The organism is Halomonas sp. BC04 (assembly GCF_000568385.1).
This window is the reverse complement of record NZ_AZQX01000197.1, coordinates 1-17301: the sequence shown is the minus strand read 5'-3', so window position 1 is coordinate 17301 and position 17301 is coordinate 1. Positions and strand designations below refer to the sequence as shown.

At 54.0% G+C, this 17301-nt stretch carries 20 protein-coding genes; 18 read left to right on the top strand and 2 right to left on the bottom strand.

Going from position 1 to position 17301, the window contains the following annotated elements; genetic code table 11:
* From Q427_RS34080 to Q427_RS30185, 18 genes are all read left to right on the top strand, one after another.
* Positions 1-211, top strand: a 211-nt coding sequence (locus Q427_RS34080) for a hypothetical protein (protein ID WP_231613694.1), incomplete at its 5' end; no start/stop codon positions are given.
* Positions 212-254: 43 nt separating this feature from the next.
* On the top strand, positions 255-1406 hold the full coding sequence (locus tag Q427_RS30195) for a glycosyltransferase family 4 protein (protein ID WP_043514927.1): 1152 nt from the start codon (positions 255-257) through the stop codon (positions 1404-1406).
* 164 nt (positions 1407-1570) lie between these two features.
* Complete coding sequence (locus tag Q427_RS13990; RefSeq protein WP_043514912.1) at positions 1571-2788, top strand: DegT/DnrJ/EryC1/StrS family aminotransferase; 1218 nt, start codon at positions 1571-1573, stop codon at positions 2786-2788.
* A complete protein-coding gene (gene galE / locus Q427_RS13985) occupies positions 2773-3813 on the top strand; it encodes a UDP-glucose 4-epimerase GalE (RefSeq protein ID WP_197030646.1) in 1041 nt (346 codons plus the stop codon). The genes Q427_RS13990 and galE overlap by 16 nt, the downstream gene beginning before the upstream one ends.
* 88 nt (positions 3814-3901) lie before the next feature.
* Positions 3902-4186, top strand: a complete 285-nt coding sequence (locus Q427_RS13980; protein ID WP_051496380.1) for a PqqD family protein — start codon at positions 3902-3904, stop codon at positions 4184-4186.
* A gap of 2 nt (positions 4187-4188) precedes the next feature.
* Positions 4189-4713 carry a lasso peptide biosynthesis B2 protein gene (locus Q427_RS36920; RefSeq protein WP_081786004.1) on the top strand — a complete coding sequence of 175 codons (525 nt, stop codon included), beginning with the start codon at positions 4189-4191 and terminating at the stop codon, positions 4711-4713.
* Between the two features lie 128 nt (positions 4714-4841).
* Complete coding sequence (locus Q427_RS13975; protein WP_081786003.1) at positions 4842-6038, top strand: nucleotidyltransferase family protein; 1197 nt, start codon at positions 4842-4844, stop codon at positions 6036-6038.
* Between the two features lie 13 nt (positions 6039-6051).
* Complete coding sequence (locus Q427_RS13970) at positions 6052-7872, top strand: ABC transporter ATP-binding protein (protein ID WP_043514902.1); 1821 nt, start codon at positions 6052-6054, stop codon at positions 7870-7872.
* A 706-nt stretch (positions 7873-8578) separates the two neighbouring features.
* Positions 8579-9535 carry a hypothetical protein gene (locus tag Q427_RS13965; protein WP_043514898.1) on the top strand — a complete coding sequence of 319 codons (957 nt, stop codon included), beginning with the start codon at positions 8579-8581 and terminating at the stop codon, positions 9533-9535.
* Positions 9526-9666 (top strand): hypothetical protein, encoded by a 141-nt coding sequence (locus Q427_RS31345; RefSeq protein ID WP_155833574.1) that lies wholly within the window; start codon positions 9526-9528, stop codon positions 9664-9666. Before Q427_RS13965 ends, Q427_RS31345 begins: the two co-directional genes overlap by 10 nt.
* 6 nt (positions 9667-9672) lie before the next feature.
* Complete coding sequence (locus Q427_RS13955; RefSeq protein ID WP_155833573.1) at positions 9673-10806, top strand: PqqD family protein; 1134 nt, start codon at positions 9673-9675, stop codon at positions 10804-10806.
* Positions 10807-11573: 767 nt separating this feature from the next.
* Positions 11574-12362: a phytanoyl-CoA dioxygenase family protein gene (locus tag Q427_RS13945; protein ID WP_043514886.1), complete on the top strand. Its 789-nt coding sequence runs from the start codon at positions 11574-11576 to the stop codon at positions 12360-12362.
* A 32-nt stretch (positions 12363-12394) separates the two neighbouring features.
* Positions 12395-13009, top strand: a complete 615-nt coding sequence (locus tag Q427_RS13940) for a sugar transferase (RefSeq protein WP_051496379.1) — start codon at positions 12395-12397, stop codon at positions 13007-13009.
* A gap of 31 nt (positions 13010-13040) precedes the next feature.
* Positions 13041-13805: a hypothetical protein gene (locus Q427_RS13935; protein ID WP_197030644.1), complete on the top strand. Its 765-nt coding sequence runs from the start codon at positions 13041-13043 to the stop codon at positions 13803-13805.
* Entirely contained in the window at positions 13772-14215 is a 444-nt protein-coding gene (locus Q427_RS13930) for a hypothetical protein (protein WP_081786001.1), read from the top strand. The genes Q427_RS13935 and Q427_RS13930 overlap by 34 nt, the downstream gene beginning before the upstream one ends.
* Before the next feature lie 20 nt (positions 14216-14235).
* Positions 14236-15279, top strand: coding sequence for an ATP-grasp domain-containing protein (locus tag Q427_RS13925; protein WP_051496378.1), 1044 nt, complete (start codon positions 14236-14238; stop codon positions 15277-15279).
* Positions 15280-15324: 45 nt separating this feature from the next.
* Positions 15325-15798: a hypothetical protein gene (locus tag Q427_RS13920; RefSeq protein ID WP_155833572.1), complete on the top strand. Its 474-nt coding sequence runs from the start codon at positions 15325-15327 to the stop codon at positions 15796-15798.
* Positions 15798-16514, top strand: coding sequence for an O-antigen ligase family protein (locus Q427_RS30185; RefSeq protein ID WP_081786000.1), 717 nt, complete (start codon positions 15798-15800; stop codon positions 16512-16514). The genes Q427_RS13920 and Q427_RS30185 overlap by 1 nt, the downstream gene beginning before the upstream one ends.
* Here the strand turns inward: Q427_RS30185 and Q427_RS13910 are convergent.
* Positions 16493-16921 (bottom strand): DUF488 domain-containing protein, encoded by a 429-nt coding sequence (locus Q427_RS13910; protein WP_043514873.1) that lies wholly within the window; start codon positions 16919-16921, stop codon positions 16493-16495. The genes Q427_RS30185 and Q427_RS13910 overlap by 22 nt on opposite strands.
* Before the next feature lie 40 nt (positions 16922-16961).
* Positions 16962-17301 (bottom strand): tetratricopeptide repeat protein (locus tag Q427_RS13905; protein WP_043514870.1); only part of this gene is annotated, 340 nt, incomplete at its 5' end.

Genomic DNA, 17301 nt, shown 5'->3' with positions numbered 1-17301 from the left:
GAAAGATACTGGTTTCGGATTTTCGCTTTCTGATAAGGTATATGCCTTTTCCTTCACCCTGGCAAAGTTGATGGTTGCACGAGGACTTTCGATTACCGGTTCGCTGGATGTTCTAAGGAGACGAAGAAATAAGGCACCGTTGTCCCAAGACGAAAAAGACTTTTTTCTGGAAGAAATAAAGTACATAAAAGATATTGACCTTCCTGTATAGTACCTTTCTTATTTTTCCCGAGATTTTAATTGAAGAGGAAAAAATGAAGCGTATTGCATTTGTCGTAGCCGCACCAGCTACCGCAGAGATTTTTTTGCGTGGTCACATTGCTGCCTTGGGAGAGCGCTATCAGGTGGATTTGATCGCAAATCTGCATCAACACTATCCATTATCTGTTTCGGCCAATAAAATAATTCATGCTCCAATCCATAGAAGTATCAATGTTTGGCTTGATTTTATGGCCCTTCTCGCACTCATCAGAATTTTTTCAAAGAATCGCTACGATGCTGTTCATTCTGTAACACCGAAGGCAGGATTATTGACAATGATAGCCGCTTGGGTGACTCGGGTGCCAGTCCGAAACCATACTTTCACTGGACAGGTGTGGGTAACACGAGCTGGCTTACCACGGAATCTTCTCCGCTCACTTGATAAGCTGGTTTATAGTATTTCCACGCATTCGTTGGTAGACAGCCACTCTCAACGAGATTTCCTCCTCACTGAGAAAGTCATTCAGCGAAAGAAGTCATCAGTGCTGGCTAATGGTTCTATATCGGGGGTAAACGTTGACCGTTTCAAACCTGATTCTGGAATGAGGAAAATTATACGAGATAAATATGGAGTCTCTGATAATGACTTGGTTTTCTTGTTTCTTGGGCGAATTAACCCTGACAAAGGGGTTCCTGAGCTGATTTCTGCCTTCCGAAGAGTTTCCAAAGTCTACACTGAGGCGAAGCTGCTGATTGTGGGGGAGGATGAGTCAGGCATGTTTGATGATGGCTCTATTGAGGACTCATTTATGGGTAAGCTCATACGTGTTGGCTGCACTAGTGAACCAGAGGCCTATTTTAATGCGGCGGATGTGTTTTGTTTGCCCAGCCATAGAGAAGGGTTTGGTTCCGTTTTGATAGAGGCTGCAGCTTGTGGAGTGGCTAGTATCGCGTCAAACATCTATGGCATTTCTGATGCATTAGTTGATAATAGAACAGGGCTTCTCCATTCTGTAAAATGCGAGGAGGATTTGATTGCGAAGATGATCGTTCTTGTTTCAAATCCTCGCTTAAGAAAACAGCTGGCTAACGCAGCGATGCTGCGTGCTCGTGGTGAGTTTTCGTCTTCTGTATTGGAGCAGGAGTTGGTTGCATTTTACGAGAAGGTTTTTCTAGATGGTGAATTTACTTCTTTCTATCGTTGATTGGTAATGTAAATGTAGGGCAAAGTTTGTAATGTATTAAATTATGCTTATTAGAGCATGTCGGTCATTGTAAGTAATGTGAAGGACGGCAAAAACCTTTTCTTTACCCACTTGAATCTAGATGAATTCAACGATTTCTAGTTCAATTTTATCGTGGTGGAAAAATGCTGAAAGGACCCTTTTCCCCTTGGCCTTCCTATTCTAAAGAAGAGGCCCAAGCAGTGCAGCGTGTTTTGCTTTCCAACAAAGTAAATTACTGGACAGGTACTGAGGGGCGTGAATTTGAGCGAGAGTTTGCCCATTTCGCCGGTACAGACTATGCCATTGCCGTATCCAATGGCACGACGGCACTAGACCTTGCCTTGAAGGGGCTCGGTATCGGTAGGGAGGGCAGCAGCGGACGTGACGAGGTGATCGTCACTCCACGCACATTCCTGGCCTCGGCTTCTTGCATCGTCACTGCTGGCGGGGTGCCGATATTTGCGGATGTGGATCGCCATTCCCAGAACATCACTGCTGAGACGGTAGCCAAGAAGATCTCTCCTGACACCCGAGCGATCATCGCTGTTCACTTAGCCGGTTGGCCTTGCGAAATGGATGAGTTGATGGCGCTCGCTGCAAAGCATGGTCTCTACGTAATCGAGGACTGTGCACAGGCACACGGTGCCACTTACCGCGGCCGTAGGGTGGGAAGCATTGGCCATGTTGGCTGCTGGTCGTTTTGCCAGGACAAGATTATGACCACTGGCGGAGAAGGTGGCATGGTCACTACCAATGATAAAGCTCTATGGAAAAAGATGTGGAGCTACAAGGACCATGGCAAGAGTTGGGAAGCGATATACGAACACGAGTCGCCACCCGGGTTTCGCTTGTTCCACGAAAATTTTGGCACAAATTGGCGACTGACTGAAATTCAATCGGTCATCGGGCGTATTCAGCTTGCTCGAATGCCTGAATGGAAGGCAACTCGCCTATCTAATGCTCAACGTATCTGGCTCGCAGCGAGTGAATGCGCTGGGCTCAGGGTGCCTAGTGTGCCTGAGCATATCGATCATGCGGCTTACAAGTGCTATGTCTTCGTGGAGCCGGAACAGTTGGACGATGGTTGGGACCGCGAGCGCATCATGCAAGAGATCGTCACCAGAGGCGTCCCATGCTTTTTTGGTTCGTGTTCTGAGGTTTACCTGGAGAAAGCTTTTGATGGCACCGGTTGGCGCCCAGCGAAGCCGCTACCAGTTGCACGCGAGTTGGGGGAAACAAGCTTGATGTTTCTTTGCCATCCTACGCTTACCGATGCTGAGATCGACAAGACCTGCCAGGTACTGAAAAGTGTGATGGACTTGGCAGCCAAGCCGCAGAGGACTCAATGGAAGTTATGGTAACCGGTGGGGCTGGCTACATTGGCTCGCATACGATTCTCTCGCTGCTCGAAGATGGGTATGAAGTTGTGGTGTTGGACAACCTCTGCAACGCCTCCCGAGAACCACTGCGCCGAGTAGAATGCTTGGTTGGCCGTGAGCTTGCTTTTATCGAAGGGGATGTTCGGGACCGCACGCTGCTGGATCGGCTGTTCAGTGAGTATTCGATTAGCGCGGTGATTCACTTTGCTGGCCTCAAGGCGGTAGGCGAAAGTGTACAGCAGCCGCTTGCTTACTACGAGAACAATGTGGCTGGCACTGTGACTCTCTGCCAGGCCATGCAGGCAGCGGGAGTTACTCGTTTAGTGTTTAGCTCCTCGGCAACCGTGTATGGCGATGGCCACCCCATGCCGTTGCACGAAGGTCTGACCACTGGAACACCCACTAACCCTTATGGCCGGTCGAAGCTGATGGTGGAAGAGTTACTTCGTGACTTGGCCGCTTCTGATAACCGCTGGTCCGTTGCATTGCTTCGCTACTTCAACCCGGTCGGTGCTCATCACAGCGGTCAGATTGGTGAAGATCCCTTGGGAGTTCCCAATAACTTGCTGCCGTTTGTGGCCCAGGTAGCAGTGGGTCGCCGTAAGTGCTTGGCGGTATACGGCAGTGACTACCACACGCCAGACGGCACCGGCGTGCGCGACTATATCCATGTGATGGACCTGGCCGAAGGGCACCTGTGTGCGCTAGCTGGCTTGGCAGATGGCAGCGGCGTGCGCACCTGGAACCTAGGCACCGGCCATGGGCATTCGGTGTTCGAGGTCGTAAAAGCCTTTGAGCAGGTATCTGGCCAAGTGGTGCCCTATCGCATTGAGCCGCGCCGCCCCGGCGACGTGGCCGAGTGCTGGGCCGATGCCAGCCTCGCCGAATGCGAACTGGGTTGGAGGGCCACGCGTAGCCTTCACGACATGATGTTGGATACCTGGCGCTGGCAGCAGCGCAATCCGGATGGTTACCGCTACAACAATACTACGAATATTCATAGCTGAGTCTGGGTAGTGTGCGCTTCTAACTTGAGGCCGCTATTAATTTAAGTTAATGATCTATATGTGAAAGAATATAACTTGGAGAAGCATCATGATGATTAATTCCGGTTCGATTGTGCGGCGAAATCCCGTTATCATTGCGGCGGGCGTGGATGAGGAAATTGTCATGATGAGTTCAGATTGTGGGCAATACTTTGGATTAAGTAGTGTGGCAGCACACATATGGCGGTTGATGGAAGAACCGGTCCGCATCGATACTCTGGTGGAGTTGCTATGCGAACATTATGATATTGACCCCGCCTCCTGTGAGGCAGATACGTTGGATTTTGCTAAAAAAATGCTGGATGCAGGACTATTTGAAGAGATAAATTACTAGCCATGTGCGGTACCTTGTTCACGAGATTGTCTTCTTGCTTAGGCAAAAAAATTTGCTCGCTTTTTGCAAAGTCTGCCTTTTTCAAAATATGGTTCCTCCCTGTATGGTGTTTGCTGGGTGTCAGCAAAGTGTTTATACTCAGAATTAAATTTTTTCGTATGGAGAAATTTTTAGGGCGTAAGCTGGGTGAGTCAGTGCTGGTTCCCTTGCTGGACTCCAAGCAGAAGAGTCGCGCAATACAGGTAGGACATGTGGTCCGTGTTGTTTCGAATTATACACCTTGGAAATCCAATTGCTTTCCACAGGCGTTAACGGCATTGCTTATACTGCGTCTTTATCGCGTCCCCTATCTCCTCTCCTTTGGGTTGCGCCGTTGCGCATCTACCGGAGATTGCCAGGCTCACGTTTGGCTTGTTGCCGGACCTGTTTGCGTTACTGGTGGGTATGGGTTTTCTAGCTATGCAATGGTGGGTTGTTACCTATCTCCTCACATTAATATTGATAGCATTGAGAGTAAAAATTGCTAAGCGCTTTACGAAAATAATCGTTGTAATAAATTTTGATGTGAATTTGGCGGCTAGTGAAAGTCGTTCTCTTATGGAGAGGCGCTTGTGGCGTCACTGGCTTTGCAGTATCCATCATAGGGTGTGACATCATGGCTTTATCCTCTCGATCACCAGTGCTTAGTGCAGAATTTCGCTTATTGCTGTTATTGTCTCGTTTGGTGCTTGACGAAGTTCAGACAAGCGCGGCGTGTAACCTCTGCAAGGAGGTAAACGATTGGGAGGCGGTTCGCCACATGGCAATGGATCGTTTTATTCTTCCCGTCGTGTATCGGCACCTGCGTCATCTAGAGCCTTTCTCGTTACCTGCAGAGCAGTTGGCCCTGATGAAGTATCAAGTCATGGCTTTGTATCGGCATGACCTGAATGTAATAGCTAATCTGGCAGAGATCCACGAACAACTGCTGCTACCGCTGGAAATTCCCTACGTCACCTTCAAAGGGCCGTCGCTGGCCGTCTGCTACTATGACGAGCCCGCCATGCGCTTTTCTCGTGATATCGACATTTTGGTGCCCAGAGAGCGGATGGCTGAACTCTTGGCTCGCGCCCTGGCGGCGGGATACAAGCCGCTCGTGCCCCATGATCTGGGCAATGATTCCGTCAGCTTAGCCTTCGTGGCGCGCTACCAGAAAGTGATAACGCTGCTGTCCCCGAGGGACATCGTTATCGAATTTCATTCTCAGATTGACAATATCGGCACGGTGTATGATACGCGTGCGTTAATTGATAGAGCTGAGCCGACTCGCGTGGGTAGTGCCGAGGTGTCGGTGCTGCCAACCGATGAGCTTTTTGTTTACATTTGCTGGCACCATACTAAGCACTTCTGGTCGCATCTGCACTGGTTGGTCGATCTCGACGCAATTCAACGCCACCCAAGCTTCGATCGCCAGAGGGCCTATTCTTGTGCAGAGCGCCACGGGTTGAGTTCCACGGTCGAGGTTTGCGTGAAAATGGCGGAGTTGTTGGGCTCACCCGAGTTCGTGCCACATGACAATCATGATGAGCGGCTTAATGGGCTCTTGAAGCTCTCACTCGAAGCCATGCAGGGTGATCTGTTGTTTGAGCATCATCTCTCAAGCCTGAAGGCGACGCCTGATTATGCCTTTCACTGGCAGACTGACCTCCGCCACAGGCTGAGGTGGAAACTGCTGGGCTGGCTACGGAGGTTTCGTCCAAGCTATGCCGAGTACCGTGTAAGGCCTTTGCCCAGCGGCTGGCAGTGGCTCTATTGCTTCTTGCGACCTTTGCTCGCGTGTCGGCGCCGCTTGATAAATCATAACAGTGACTAGCCACTGGAGCGTCATGCCATACATTGGTCAGTTTATTGTTCCGCTCACCACCCTGCGGCGAATCTTTCCCATTCTTTGGGCCAGCAGTCGTAAGTGGGCACTATTATCTACCGGCCTGATGGTGCTTGAGATCATCTTTGGGCTGTTCGTGCTGCTTCTTTTGAAGTACCTCGTTGATCTAGTGACGACGATGCTCAGCAGTGACGCATCGACAGGTGACATTCAGCTCGTGCTGTGGGCGGTGGCGGTTACCGGGCTGTGCTCACTAGGATTCTTGGCTGCTCGAGGATTCTCCGGACTGGCCAGAGAGACTCAGGGCTTGCTGGTGGCTGAGCGCATAGATAGCGAGATTCATGATCGCGCCGTGCGGGCGGACCTCGCGTTCTACGAAAGCCCACGCTACTTTGACACGCTGCAACGTGCCCGCCAGTCCGGAAGTCAGAGACCTGTTCAAGTTGTCAATAATCTGATGCTGCTGGTCAAAAATATGCTGATGCTGGCCGCCATCGTGGCTGTGCTGGCTACCATCAACTGGATGCTTCTTCCTCTATTGATTGTGGCCATCGTACCGGCGCTGCTGGTGAGGCTTCGCTTCACCCGAAAACTATACGACTGGGAGATCAGACGTACACAGATGGAGCGAAGGGCCGGCTATCTGGACTGGTTGTTAACCTCAGATATCAACGCAAAGGAGCTGCGTCTCAATCAGTTAGGTGATTTTTTACGTGATCGATACGCTGAGCTTAAAGCCTTGATACGTTGTGAGCGGCTGGTTATTAGCCGACAGCGAACTATCGTTGAACTGGGCGTGGCCATAGTGGCCACCGGGGCCTTTTTTTCAGCATTAGGGTATCTGGCATGGGAAACCTCCGTAGGCCGAAATGGCGTAGGTGACTTGGTGCTTTTCCTGCTGGTGTTTCAGCGCGCCCAGTCCATGGGGCAGGAGTTGGTGGGTCAGCTTTCTCGTCTCTACGAGGATCACCTCTACATTGGGCTGCTGTTCGAGTTTCTCGATGTGCGCCCAGTCATTTCAGAGCCTATCCTCCCACAACCACTACCTACTCGCATGAACGATGGAGTGTGTTTCGAAAACGTTGGGTTTCTCTATCCAGGTACCACCCGTGAGGTCTTGCGGAGTATCGACCTTACCATCCGACCGGGACAGATCGTGGCGCTGGTCGGGGCTAACGGATCCGGGAAGACGTCACTGATCAAGCTGCTCTGTCGCCTTTATGATCCGACTTCTGGGCGTATCACCCTGGATGGGGTTGACGTGCGGGAGTACTCGTTGGACGACTATCGGCGCAAGTTCAGCGTGATCTTCCAGGACTACGGTAAGTATGCTGATACGGCACGCAATAATATTCGTTACGGTGATATACATCAGCCACTGGATACGCCGCTGGTGGAAGAGGCAAGTATCAAATCCGGGGCGGATCAGTTTATTCGGTCGCTGGATAAGGGCTATGATACCCCGCTTACGCGGATGTTTGATGAGGGTCGTGAGCTCAGTATCGGCCAGTGGCAGAAGGTGGCGCTGGCTAGGGCTTTCATGCATCAGTCTGAAATCGTGATTCTGGATGAGCCTACCAGCGCTCTCGACCCGGGTGCGGAATTCGATTTGTTTGCCAATTTTCGCGAACGGATAGATCAACGCGCCGCTCTGGTGATCAGCCACCGTCTTTCAACGGTGAGGATGGCGGACTATATCTATGTGCTGGACGATGGCGAGATTTGTGAATCCGGCACGCATGACGAGCTCATGCACGAGGGTGGCATGTACTGCGAATTATTCAGCCAGCAGGCTTACCACTACCGTGCGGTCGAAGCTTGATGAGTGGTTTGTGCGGCATCATTTACCTCGATGGACAGTCCGTGTTGCACGCCAAGCTGGAACACATGGTGATGAGGTGTCCACATAGAGCTGTCGATGGTGTCTACTACCACGCCAAGGATGGCTTGGGACTAGCTTGTCTATCCCACGATGTCTCTTCGGATGGTACAGGGGAGTGCCGGCCTGAAGTCTGCGAGAAGGGGCGTTGGGTTTTCGTGGTAGATGGGCGTCTTGACAACCGAGAGTCCTGCCTTGGCTGGCAGCCCCCGGGCTTTGCCACGCATGATTTGGCTTCCGATAGTTGCCTGATGTTCGGAACCCTACATTACTGATAGGAGCATGCAATGAACAAGCATTCATTCATTGCGCGCCATCGCTCAATCGAAAAATATGGCGATATGACAAAAAATAAAGATCCAGCCACCTTGGCTAGCTAAGGTTTGGAAAAACGTCCCTATCAACCCGCGCAATTGCACGTGTGGGGTGAGGTGTCGAACATGACCCATGCCGGTGGATCGGGTGGTTCAGGCGACCTTGCCTACAATCCGGGCAATCAGCTGGTTGGGCGCGAGGATGGTAGTGTGGCGCTCGGGTTTGATAAACCCGGTCGCCGCAATCGATAGTTCAGCAGTCTTGCCTGGTTCTCTCTCTTGGGCGTGGTATCTTGCCATGCCCTGAATTTTTTAGTGGGGTTGTGGAGGTGTGGATGCCGCGCTTTCGTTTGTTCGGGTACGAGACTCTTGCCAATGTCGAGCTGGCCACGCCGATGGCGACATCATCGGCGGAAGCGAAAGCAGAGCTTGTCTTTACATGCCGCCAAGCAGAGCCCCAGCCATTTTCCGGCAAGACACTGTACCTCACCCCCAGCCTCAATGCGTTCGGAGAGCCCTCTGTTCAGCTTTATGAGATCAACGATTCTAGGTGGTTGATGCGCTTCCCCCAGATTGCCGATTTTTACCTCTGGCAGGGAGAGATCGAGTGTCGGCTGGTCGATCCGGCGTTGGCTTACATGGTAGATGTGCTGCTGCTGGGGCATGTCATGGCTTGTTACCTGGAGCTTCAGGGTATCCTCGCCTTGCATGCGGGTGCGCTGCTCGTTGGCGATCAGGCCGTTCTGCTGGCTGGACACAAGGGAGCTGGCAAGAGCAGCATGGTGGCCTCCATGGCTACCGCAGGCTTTCCCCTGATGGCCGATGATATCGCCGCGGTGGAGGAGAGAGACGGGACAGTGTTCTGCCGCTCGGCCTTCCCCCAGGTCAAGTTGACCTCTGACCAGTTGGAACGCTTTGCGAGGGGTAACAATAGTTCGTACCCTCGCTTTCATCCGGGCTTTTCCAAGTTGAGTGTGCCGGTGAACGATCTGGGGGCTTTCGACTTCGGGCCTCGCCCGGTAGGCGCGATTTACCTGCTCGACAGGGGCAATGGCCACAGTCCGGTCATCGAGACCGTGCCACCTGCACGGGCGGTGGTAGAATTGGCTAAGCACCCTTTCCTGGGCCATATGCTCGAGTCGACCCCCATGCAACGCGATCGCTTCACGCACCTTGCGCGCGTGGCACGGGCCGTGCCTGTCAAGCACCTTCGCTACCCGGATGGTTTTCAACATCTGGCAGATGTGCATGAGGCCATTTTACGTGACCTGGGAGCGTGCCAGTGGCGATAGCCAATCTGGTGGTAGTGCTCTACGACGGTGCCCACGTACCTGCGGGCAAGCTACTCTCGGCGACTGATCAGCCAGACGTGGTAGCGGCGATCGAAGAGTTAGCGGCAGCCATTCGTGCCAACCCTCTCTGATCGCGGTTGCCCGGCGCGGTATTAATTGGGCGATGCGAGCCTGAGCCACTGCTGGCTGTAGCGGGCACTTTCAGTGATGAACAGCAGTTGCTTCTCCAGCAACTGAGGGGGCACCTCGACCTGCTGATGCAGGAGCGCGAGATTATCGACTATTCGAAGGCTGAGGCTGTATGCGGCCAGCTTGCTGCTCGGATGCAGGTAGTTTTCGGTGCCGAGTTCCTGCAAGCCGCCCATTTTGCCGCCATTCCCCGGGGAGGATTGTTCGTGCTGGGAATGCTGGCCTACCATCTGGACCTGCGTCCCGATCAAATCACTACTCTGGATGCCGCTGCAGACGATAGGACACTGTTTGCGATCGACGATTGCTGCCTGTCCGGCACCCGTTTTCGTGAAAGTCTGAACCGTATCGCCACCCATTCCGTGGTGTTCTGTCCTCTCTATGCGCCGGAGGCGCTGTGCTCGAGCATTGCCTCTAGAGAGCCCAGGGTGGTGAACTGCTTGCCTGGTGCCAGTCTCAGGGATACCTCGCCGACTCCAGACGATGCCGGCTATTCCGCTTGGAAGCATCAGCGTCTCTCCCGGCTCGTGGCAGACGACTACTGGCTAGGACAACCATTAGGTGTGGCCTTTTCCTGGTGCACGCCGCAAACGCGGCGCTGGGATGAAACGGAAGGGCGCTTTATGGAAGGCTGGGATGTGGTGCCTCCTTCACGCTGCTTGAAGCGTCGCTTGCTACTGCGCCGGTTGGAGCATGATGCCGCCGTAGATTATCTGCCCCCCTTGACGCTGAATACGCCTCATTCTGACACCGGCATTCGAGCCGGTGGCCGCGTGCTGTGGTGCCGCCAGGACGCTGGCGTGGTTGTGGCAAAGGTTCCACAACGGGCTGGTGATACTGCCAGTGTCTATGGCTTGGACACTATCAGCTCAGAGCTTTGGCAAATGCTGATGCTACATGGCTCTATGCAGCACGCCATTCAGGTATTACTGACCCGCTATCACGTAGCGAGTGAACGGCTTTGGGCTGACATGAGCAGTTTGGTGGAGCAGATGCGCTCGGAGGGACTGATCGTGCAATGCGATGGTATACCTCAGGGTGGCGGCCCAGTTGCATCAAGTGGGCGTGGCAGCAGTGACTGATCTGTTGGCTGGAGGCTCTGTTGCAATTTTGAGACTGATATTCTCCGTTCGGAATGCCTGAGAAAAATCGTACGGCAACGGAATGGCTTATATGCAACACTTCGTGAGGAGTTTGATAAGTTCTGTAAACCCTGTTGTTGCCAGCAGAAGCCGATTACGGTGCCGACATCAGCCAATCTCCAGGACGACAGTGAGAGTGGGATGTCGTGACAGGGAGATGGGAGGAGTGATGATGAATACCCGACTATGGCATGCGAGTCGTGACGAGGTAATTGCCCGCGCTGGGCAGCTTCGTGCTCTCATTGATGCAGAGCAGGAGTGTCAGTTTGGGCAGCTGATTCATTCAGATCTCGGTCCTTACATTGACAAGATCCTAGGTTTGGCAGAGTTCATTGTCTTGGACGTTGACGGTGAGTGCCAGGGTTTCTGCGCCTTTTATACCTATGACGAATCTCAGGACAGTGCCTTTATCACTCTGATTATTCTCTCGCCCATATTGCGCAGCAGCGGCTGGCAGAAAAGATGCTTGAGCATGTCGTCGAGGCGGCCAGGTCACATGGTTCATGAGCGTGACCCTGTGGGTCAACCGTCACAACGACAGGGCTATTCGGTTCTACCGTCGGTTGGCCTTTCAAGCTTTGCAGAGTAACCGTAATGGCCAGGTTTTTATGAAGCTTGATCTTGCTTTATTTAACAATAGTTTCAAGGACCCAGACTATCGGATTGGTGTCATAGACTAGAGCCAGGACAACAGTGAGGAATTTGACATGTTGGGGGGAATTACACTCGAAAAATTTGAGCAGAATATGCACGAAAAAGGCTGGGTAATCTTCGAGGAGGCTTTGCCTGACGATTTTGTTGAGGAGCTTAGAGATGATTGCTTGAAGTGGATAAATATATGTAAGGAGTATCAGATTAAAAACGGCGTTAATGGGTCAGGCGACGGTACGGCACATCATTGCCTAGGGTCGGGAGACAGTATTGATCGGTATGTCGATATGCACCTTTTTCACCCCTATATTTCACGATATTTTGATGACCAGCCTTATATTTGCAACTCACTCACACCGATTGGTGGGTTTCCCGGAGTGACGACCTATGTACACAAGTTGCATCGTGATGTGCGAACGCTGATCCCAGGGTATCCATTAAAGCTAAATATGCTAGTAATGTGCGATGACTTCACTTCAGAAAACGGCACCATGGTATTGACGGGGTCGCACAACCGGCCCGACAGGCCCAGCGATGAGGAGTTTGGACGCTATCATGAGCGCTTCTTGGGCCGAGCTGGGTCCGTTGTGCTCTTCAATTCTACCCTGTGGCACAAGGGGGTTACGATATTAGGCTCTCGCCCGAGGGTCGCCTTGACTGTTGGGTATGGCCGAGCCTTCGTCAAACCAGCCATGGATTATGCACGCATGCTGGGTGAAGTATACGGAGAGACTCTCTCCCCATTGACTCGCCAGGTTCTGGGTTATAACTCTAGAGTTCCTGTGACATTAGATGAATGGTATCAGGCGGTGGATAAAAGGCTATATCATCCTGATCAGGGATGATGCTTCTAATATTATATTAAGGTTTCCACGCTATGATTAAAAGAGCTTTCGATGTTTTCATGGCCAGTATAGCCATTGTAGTGCTTTCACCACTGATGCTGGTAGTAGCCATTTTGGTAAAATTGACCATGGGTGGTGATGTTTTTTTTCGCCAGTGGAGGCCGGGTAAGGGTGAGGCTCCCTTTCAGGTGATAAAGTTTAGAACGATGCGAGAAGCGGTCGATAAGCATGGCGTTCTCCTTCCTGACGAAGAACGTGTCACTCGAGTTGGATTGATGATTCGGCGCGCTAGTCTTGATGAACTACCGCAACTTTTCAATATCCTGAAGGGGGACATGTCCTTTGTAGGCCCGCGTCCACTGCTGATGGACTACCTGCCCTATTTTATTGGAGATGAGCGCCGCCGGCACGATGTTCGGCCAGGCGTAACTGGGTTGGCTCAGGTTAGTGGACGCCACGACATAAGTTGGGAGAAGAAACTGAAATTGGATGTTGAGTATGTCGATCGCCATAGCCTATGGCTGGACCTGAAGATCCTGTATGCCACTTTCTTTATTGTGCTCAAACGTGAGGGTATATTGTATACAGCTCCTCAGGGGCGGCTGGATGATTATCGTAGGCGGCTCGGGCTTCGTCATGTCGCCTGATCACGCTTTTCTGGCTGCGGTGTCCCATCGGGTGGGTGGCTCCTTCTATCTCTTTGATGCGATGAAATTTCGAGAAAACTATCTTTGCCTACGGGATCGGCTGCGTGGTTATTGGCCGAACACCCAGTTGGCTTACGCCATGAAGGCAAATTACATGTCGCCCATCAGCCGGCTGCTGGCCGAGTTGGATGGTTGGGCGGAAGTGGTATCAGCCTTTGAGTATCAGATCGCCAGGGCCTCATTACCTGGTGACAGGATTATCTTCAACGGGCCGGTCAAGCGAGAGCAGGATCTGCGAATGGCGCTTGATGACAGTAGTCAGGTCAACCTGGATTCCTTCCGGGAAATCCAGCTGCTGAAGAAGATTGCACCGGAGTTCGGGCGTGTCGAGGTGGGCCTGCGGGTCAGTTTCGACTTTCCTGGGCTGGCCAGCCGTTTTGGCTTCGAGGTGGAAACCGGAGAGCTGGATAAGGCTCTCATGGCGCTAGATTCAATCCCGGGTGTCGAGGTTGTGGAGCTGCACTGCCATGCCTCCCGCCGCCAGTTAGGTGTGGCTGACCCCGTTGATCGAGTGGAGCGCCTTTGTCGTCTTGCCGGTGATCTGATGCATCGACATCCCATCCAGTCGATCAATATCGGCGGAGGGCTACTGGGCGACATGCCCTCGTCACTCAGAGAGCAGTTTCCCTATACGGTGCCGAGCCTTGCTGAGTACGCCGATGCCATTGGCCGTGCACTCATCCACTGTTCCCCGACGGCTCCATGCGTCTGGTCGTGGAGCCTGGTACGTCGATAGTGGCGAACACCATGTGTTTGGTCGCACCGGTCGTCGAGACCAGGCAGCGTCGAGGGGGCTGGCAGGCCTTGCTCGATACAGGCATCAATAGTCTCAACGCTACCCGTTCGGCTACCCGACCGAGCCTGAGAGTGGTGTCGTCATCCCTGTCGGCTATAGGCGACGTACCGCGGGATTATCGCCTGGTAGGCAATACCTGTATGGAGCATGACATCATTTGTGAATCATTCATGGGGTGCCTTGATATCGGCGACTTTGTTGTCTTCGAGAACCGTGGTGCCTACTCATTGAACTACACACCGCCGTTCATTGTGCCTTGTCCGGCGGTGGTGGATTTCCAGGGACGCCTGCTGAAGCGGGCCGAATCGCCCGACGATATTCTGGCTTCCTATTGCAACCAAAGCACCTGAGGAACTCGAGGAAGCCCAGCATGAACATCCTTCTTACCAGCGCCGGAAGGCGTAATTACCTGCTGCCGTATTTTCGGAATGCCCTGAGGGGAAGGGGGCGTGTGCTGGCCGCTGATTGCTCCGGCTATGCCGCCGCACTGCAGGAAGCGGACGAGGCATTTGTAGTGCCCCGTGTAGATGCGTCCGACTATGTAGCTCATCTTCTCCAGCTCAGCAAATCCTGTGAAGTGGGACTGATTCTATCTCTCAATGATCATGAACTGCCGATCCTGTCTGCTGCAAAGGAGCAGTTTGCTGCTCAGGGAGTGCAGGTGGTGGTCTCACGTCCCGACGTAATAAAGCTGGCAGCTGACAAGCTGATGACGACGAGGTTTCTCAATGAAGTGGGACTCGGTGCTCCCATAACTTATGCCTCTCTTGAGGAGACTCTGGTAGGCCTGGATAGCGGTGACGTGGTCTTTCCTCTGGTGGTAAAGCCACGCTGGGGCACAGCATCACTGGGCATCGAGTTGGTCGATGACCGGAAGCAACTCAGGCTGGCCTGGGATTATGGGAGATTGCGTCTGCCCAGGATGGGACTAAGTAACGGAACCAGCGGGGCGGAAGGTCTGCTAATCCAAGAGCTCTTGCCAGGTCAAGAGTATGGCCTGGATGTGGTCAATGACTTGAATGGCCGTTACCGGACCACCTTTGCCAAACGCAAGCTTGCCATGCGAGGCGGAGAAACCGATAGGGCTGTGACAGAGAATCGTCCGGAATTGATTGAGATGGGAAGGCGGATTGGTGAGGCGCTAGGGCATGTCGGAAATCTGGACTGTGATGTGTTCCTCCATGGTGACTCGTGCTTTGTACTGGAACTCAATCCGCGCTTCGGTGGCGGGTATCCGTTCAGTGCCGAAGCAGGGGCCGATGTGCCCGCTGCCTTGATAGCCTGGGCCGAGGGCCGCGATGCTCCTGTTGGTTGGGATTCGCTACGTAACGGTGTCATTTCGGCCAAGTGCGATCGCCTGGTGCGCATCGATGAACGCCTCTTGGCCAGCCTTATCGTGCCGGTGAGTCACTAGCCCATGAATATCTGGGGTCGTTTGGGAGTTCTAGCGTTGGGTGGCTTGTCGCTGCTGGTGCCTCATGGTTTTGAGATTTTCCTGCTGGGGCTGGCCACCGGAATTTTCGTCTGTATGATGCGACCGGGGACAGGCGTTATCTCCCTGACAGTGCTTCTGCCTTCCCTGGTCATGACCCTTTTCGGTGTGACCTGGCTGGCTTTGGCGGCGTGGCAGGGGGAAACTCTGGCAACTTGGCGACTGATATGGCCGGTGCTGCTGGCCTGTCCGGTCGCATGGGTCGTGCGATGTGTCCGGCTGGATCCCGTCTGGTTCTGGGGTGGCGTGGCACTGGGCGCTTCTGGTGCCGGTGCCTGGGCGATATCCCAGGTACTGGTGCTGGGAGCGGACAGGGCCGCAGGACATGATCCGCTGCATGCGATCTTGTTCGGCAATCTGGCCTTGATGATGGGCCTGTTTTGTCTGGTCGGGTTCAACTGGGCCTGGCACCAGCCGAGCGTGCATTCTGGAGCTGCGTGATGGCCATGGGAGTGCTGCTGGGGAGCCTTGCTTCGTTGCTTTCAGGAACTCGGGGCGGCTGGGTGGTGCTGCCGGGGCTTCTAGCGATATGTTTGCTGGCGTTTGGTGGCTGGATAACTGTGCGTCGTCGGATGCAGCTCGCTGCCCTTGGGGCTTTGCTAGTGGTCTCAGCCGTGGCGATTCCACAGATGGGGGTTCAGGCTCGGCTGGCGTTGGGCATAGAGCATGCCTCCCGTTACTTGTCCGGGGAGCGTACAGTGGCCACTGCTGCCCGTCTGGAGATATGGCGGGGTGCGGTTCTGCTGATCAGCGAGCATCCGCTGAGGGGATGGGGGAATGCCGGATATCTGGAGGGTATGGCGCAGCTCTCGGCGAAAGGTCGACTGGATCCTGCCACCTCCAATTACTGGCATGCCCACAGTGACCTTCTTGATGCCTGGGTGCGACGTGGTGCTTTAGGCCTGGCCGCGCTGCTGGCCATCTACTTGCTGCCGGTCTATCTGTTTCGGCACGGCATAAGTGCCCGAGATCCGACAAGGCGAGCGCTGGCAACCTGTGGCCTGTTGCTTCCCGCTGGCTTTGCCGGTTTCGGACTGAGCTATGCGTTCATGGCCTATTCGGCAGGCGTGGCGGCCTATACCGGCTGGCTCTGTGTGATCTGGGGGTTGTATGTCTCCCTACCGCCCAGTGCGAATTATTCGGATTCATCGAGCTGATGCCCAAAACAGGGCGGTGAGCTTGGTTCGAGATCGGCAGCATCTTCGTCGTGCAGAGCCTGCAGCAGCGCATCCCGCAGCAGAGGCAGGTGGGAGTCGTCGAGGTGGCGGGCCGCAGAGAGCAGGGTTAGCCGCCCACGCCGGGCATGGCGCATCAGGGGCGTCAGGCAGGCTGGATCGTCACGCAATTCGCCCCGGTAGCGTGCAGCGAAGACAGCCTCGCTGATCTCGCCCTGGTGGTACTGGCGCCTGAGTAGCGTGGAGGGCGATGCATCACGATACCACTCCGTCAGGGCCAGGCCCTCGCGGCGCTTGCCGCGAGGCCAGAGGCGATCCACCAGTACCCTGGCGCCGTCTTCTGCCTCGGCCGGGCTGTAGATACGTTTGAGGACAATCTCGTAGGTCATGATCTGGCTCTTCCAGTTGCGAATGACGATCTAGCACATCCTAGTGCGCCTTCAATGCCTCTCGAGCCTTTACCTGCCACTGGCCGGGAATCTCCGCCGCTCTCGATAGGGCGTGGTGGGCTTCATCGCCGTCACCTCGATTCTGCAGCGAAAGCCCCAGGTTGAGCCAGGCCACGGCGAGTTCATCATCATGACGTACGGCGTCGCGGAAAGCCTCGATGGCGCCGTCCCGGTCACCGAGCCCATGGCGTGTATTGCCCAGTGCGAAGTGCCCCATGGCGGACGTCGGGAAGCGGCTGACCAGGGCTTCCCAGGCGGGTAGCGCCGCCTGCGGCCCCTGTACCTGTTCGTAGGAGCGATCGAATCGAGCGCACGAAACT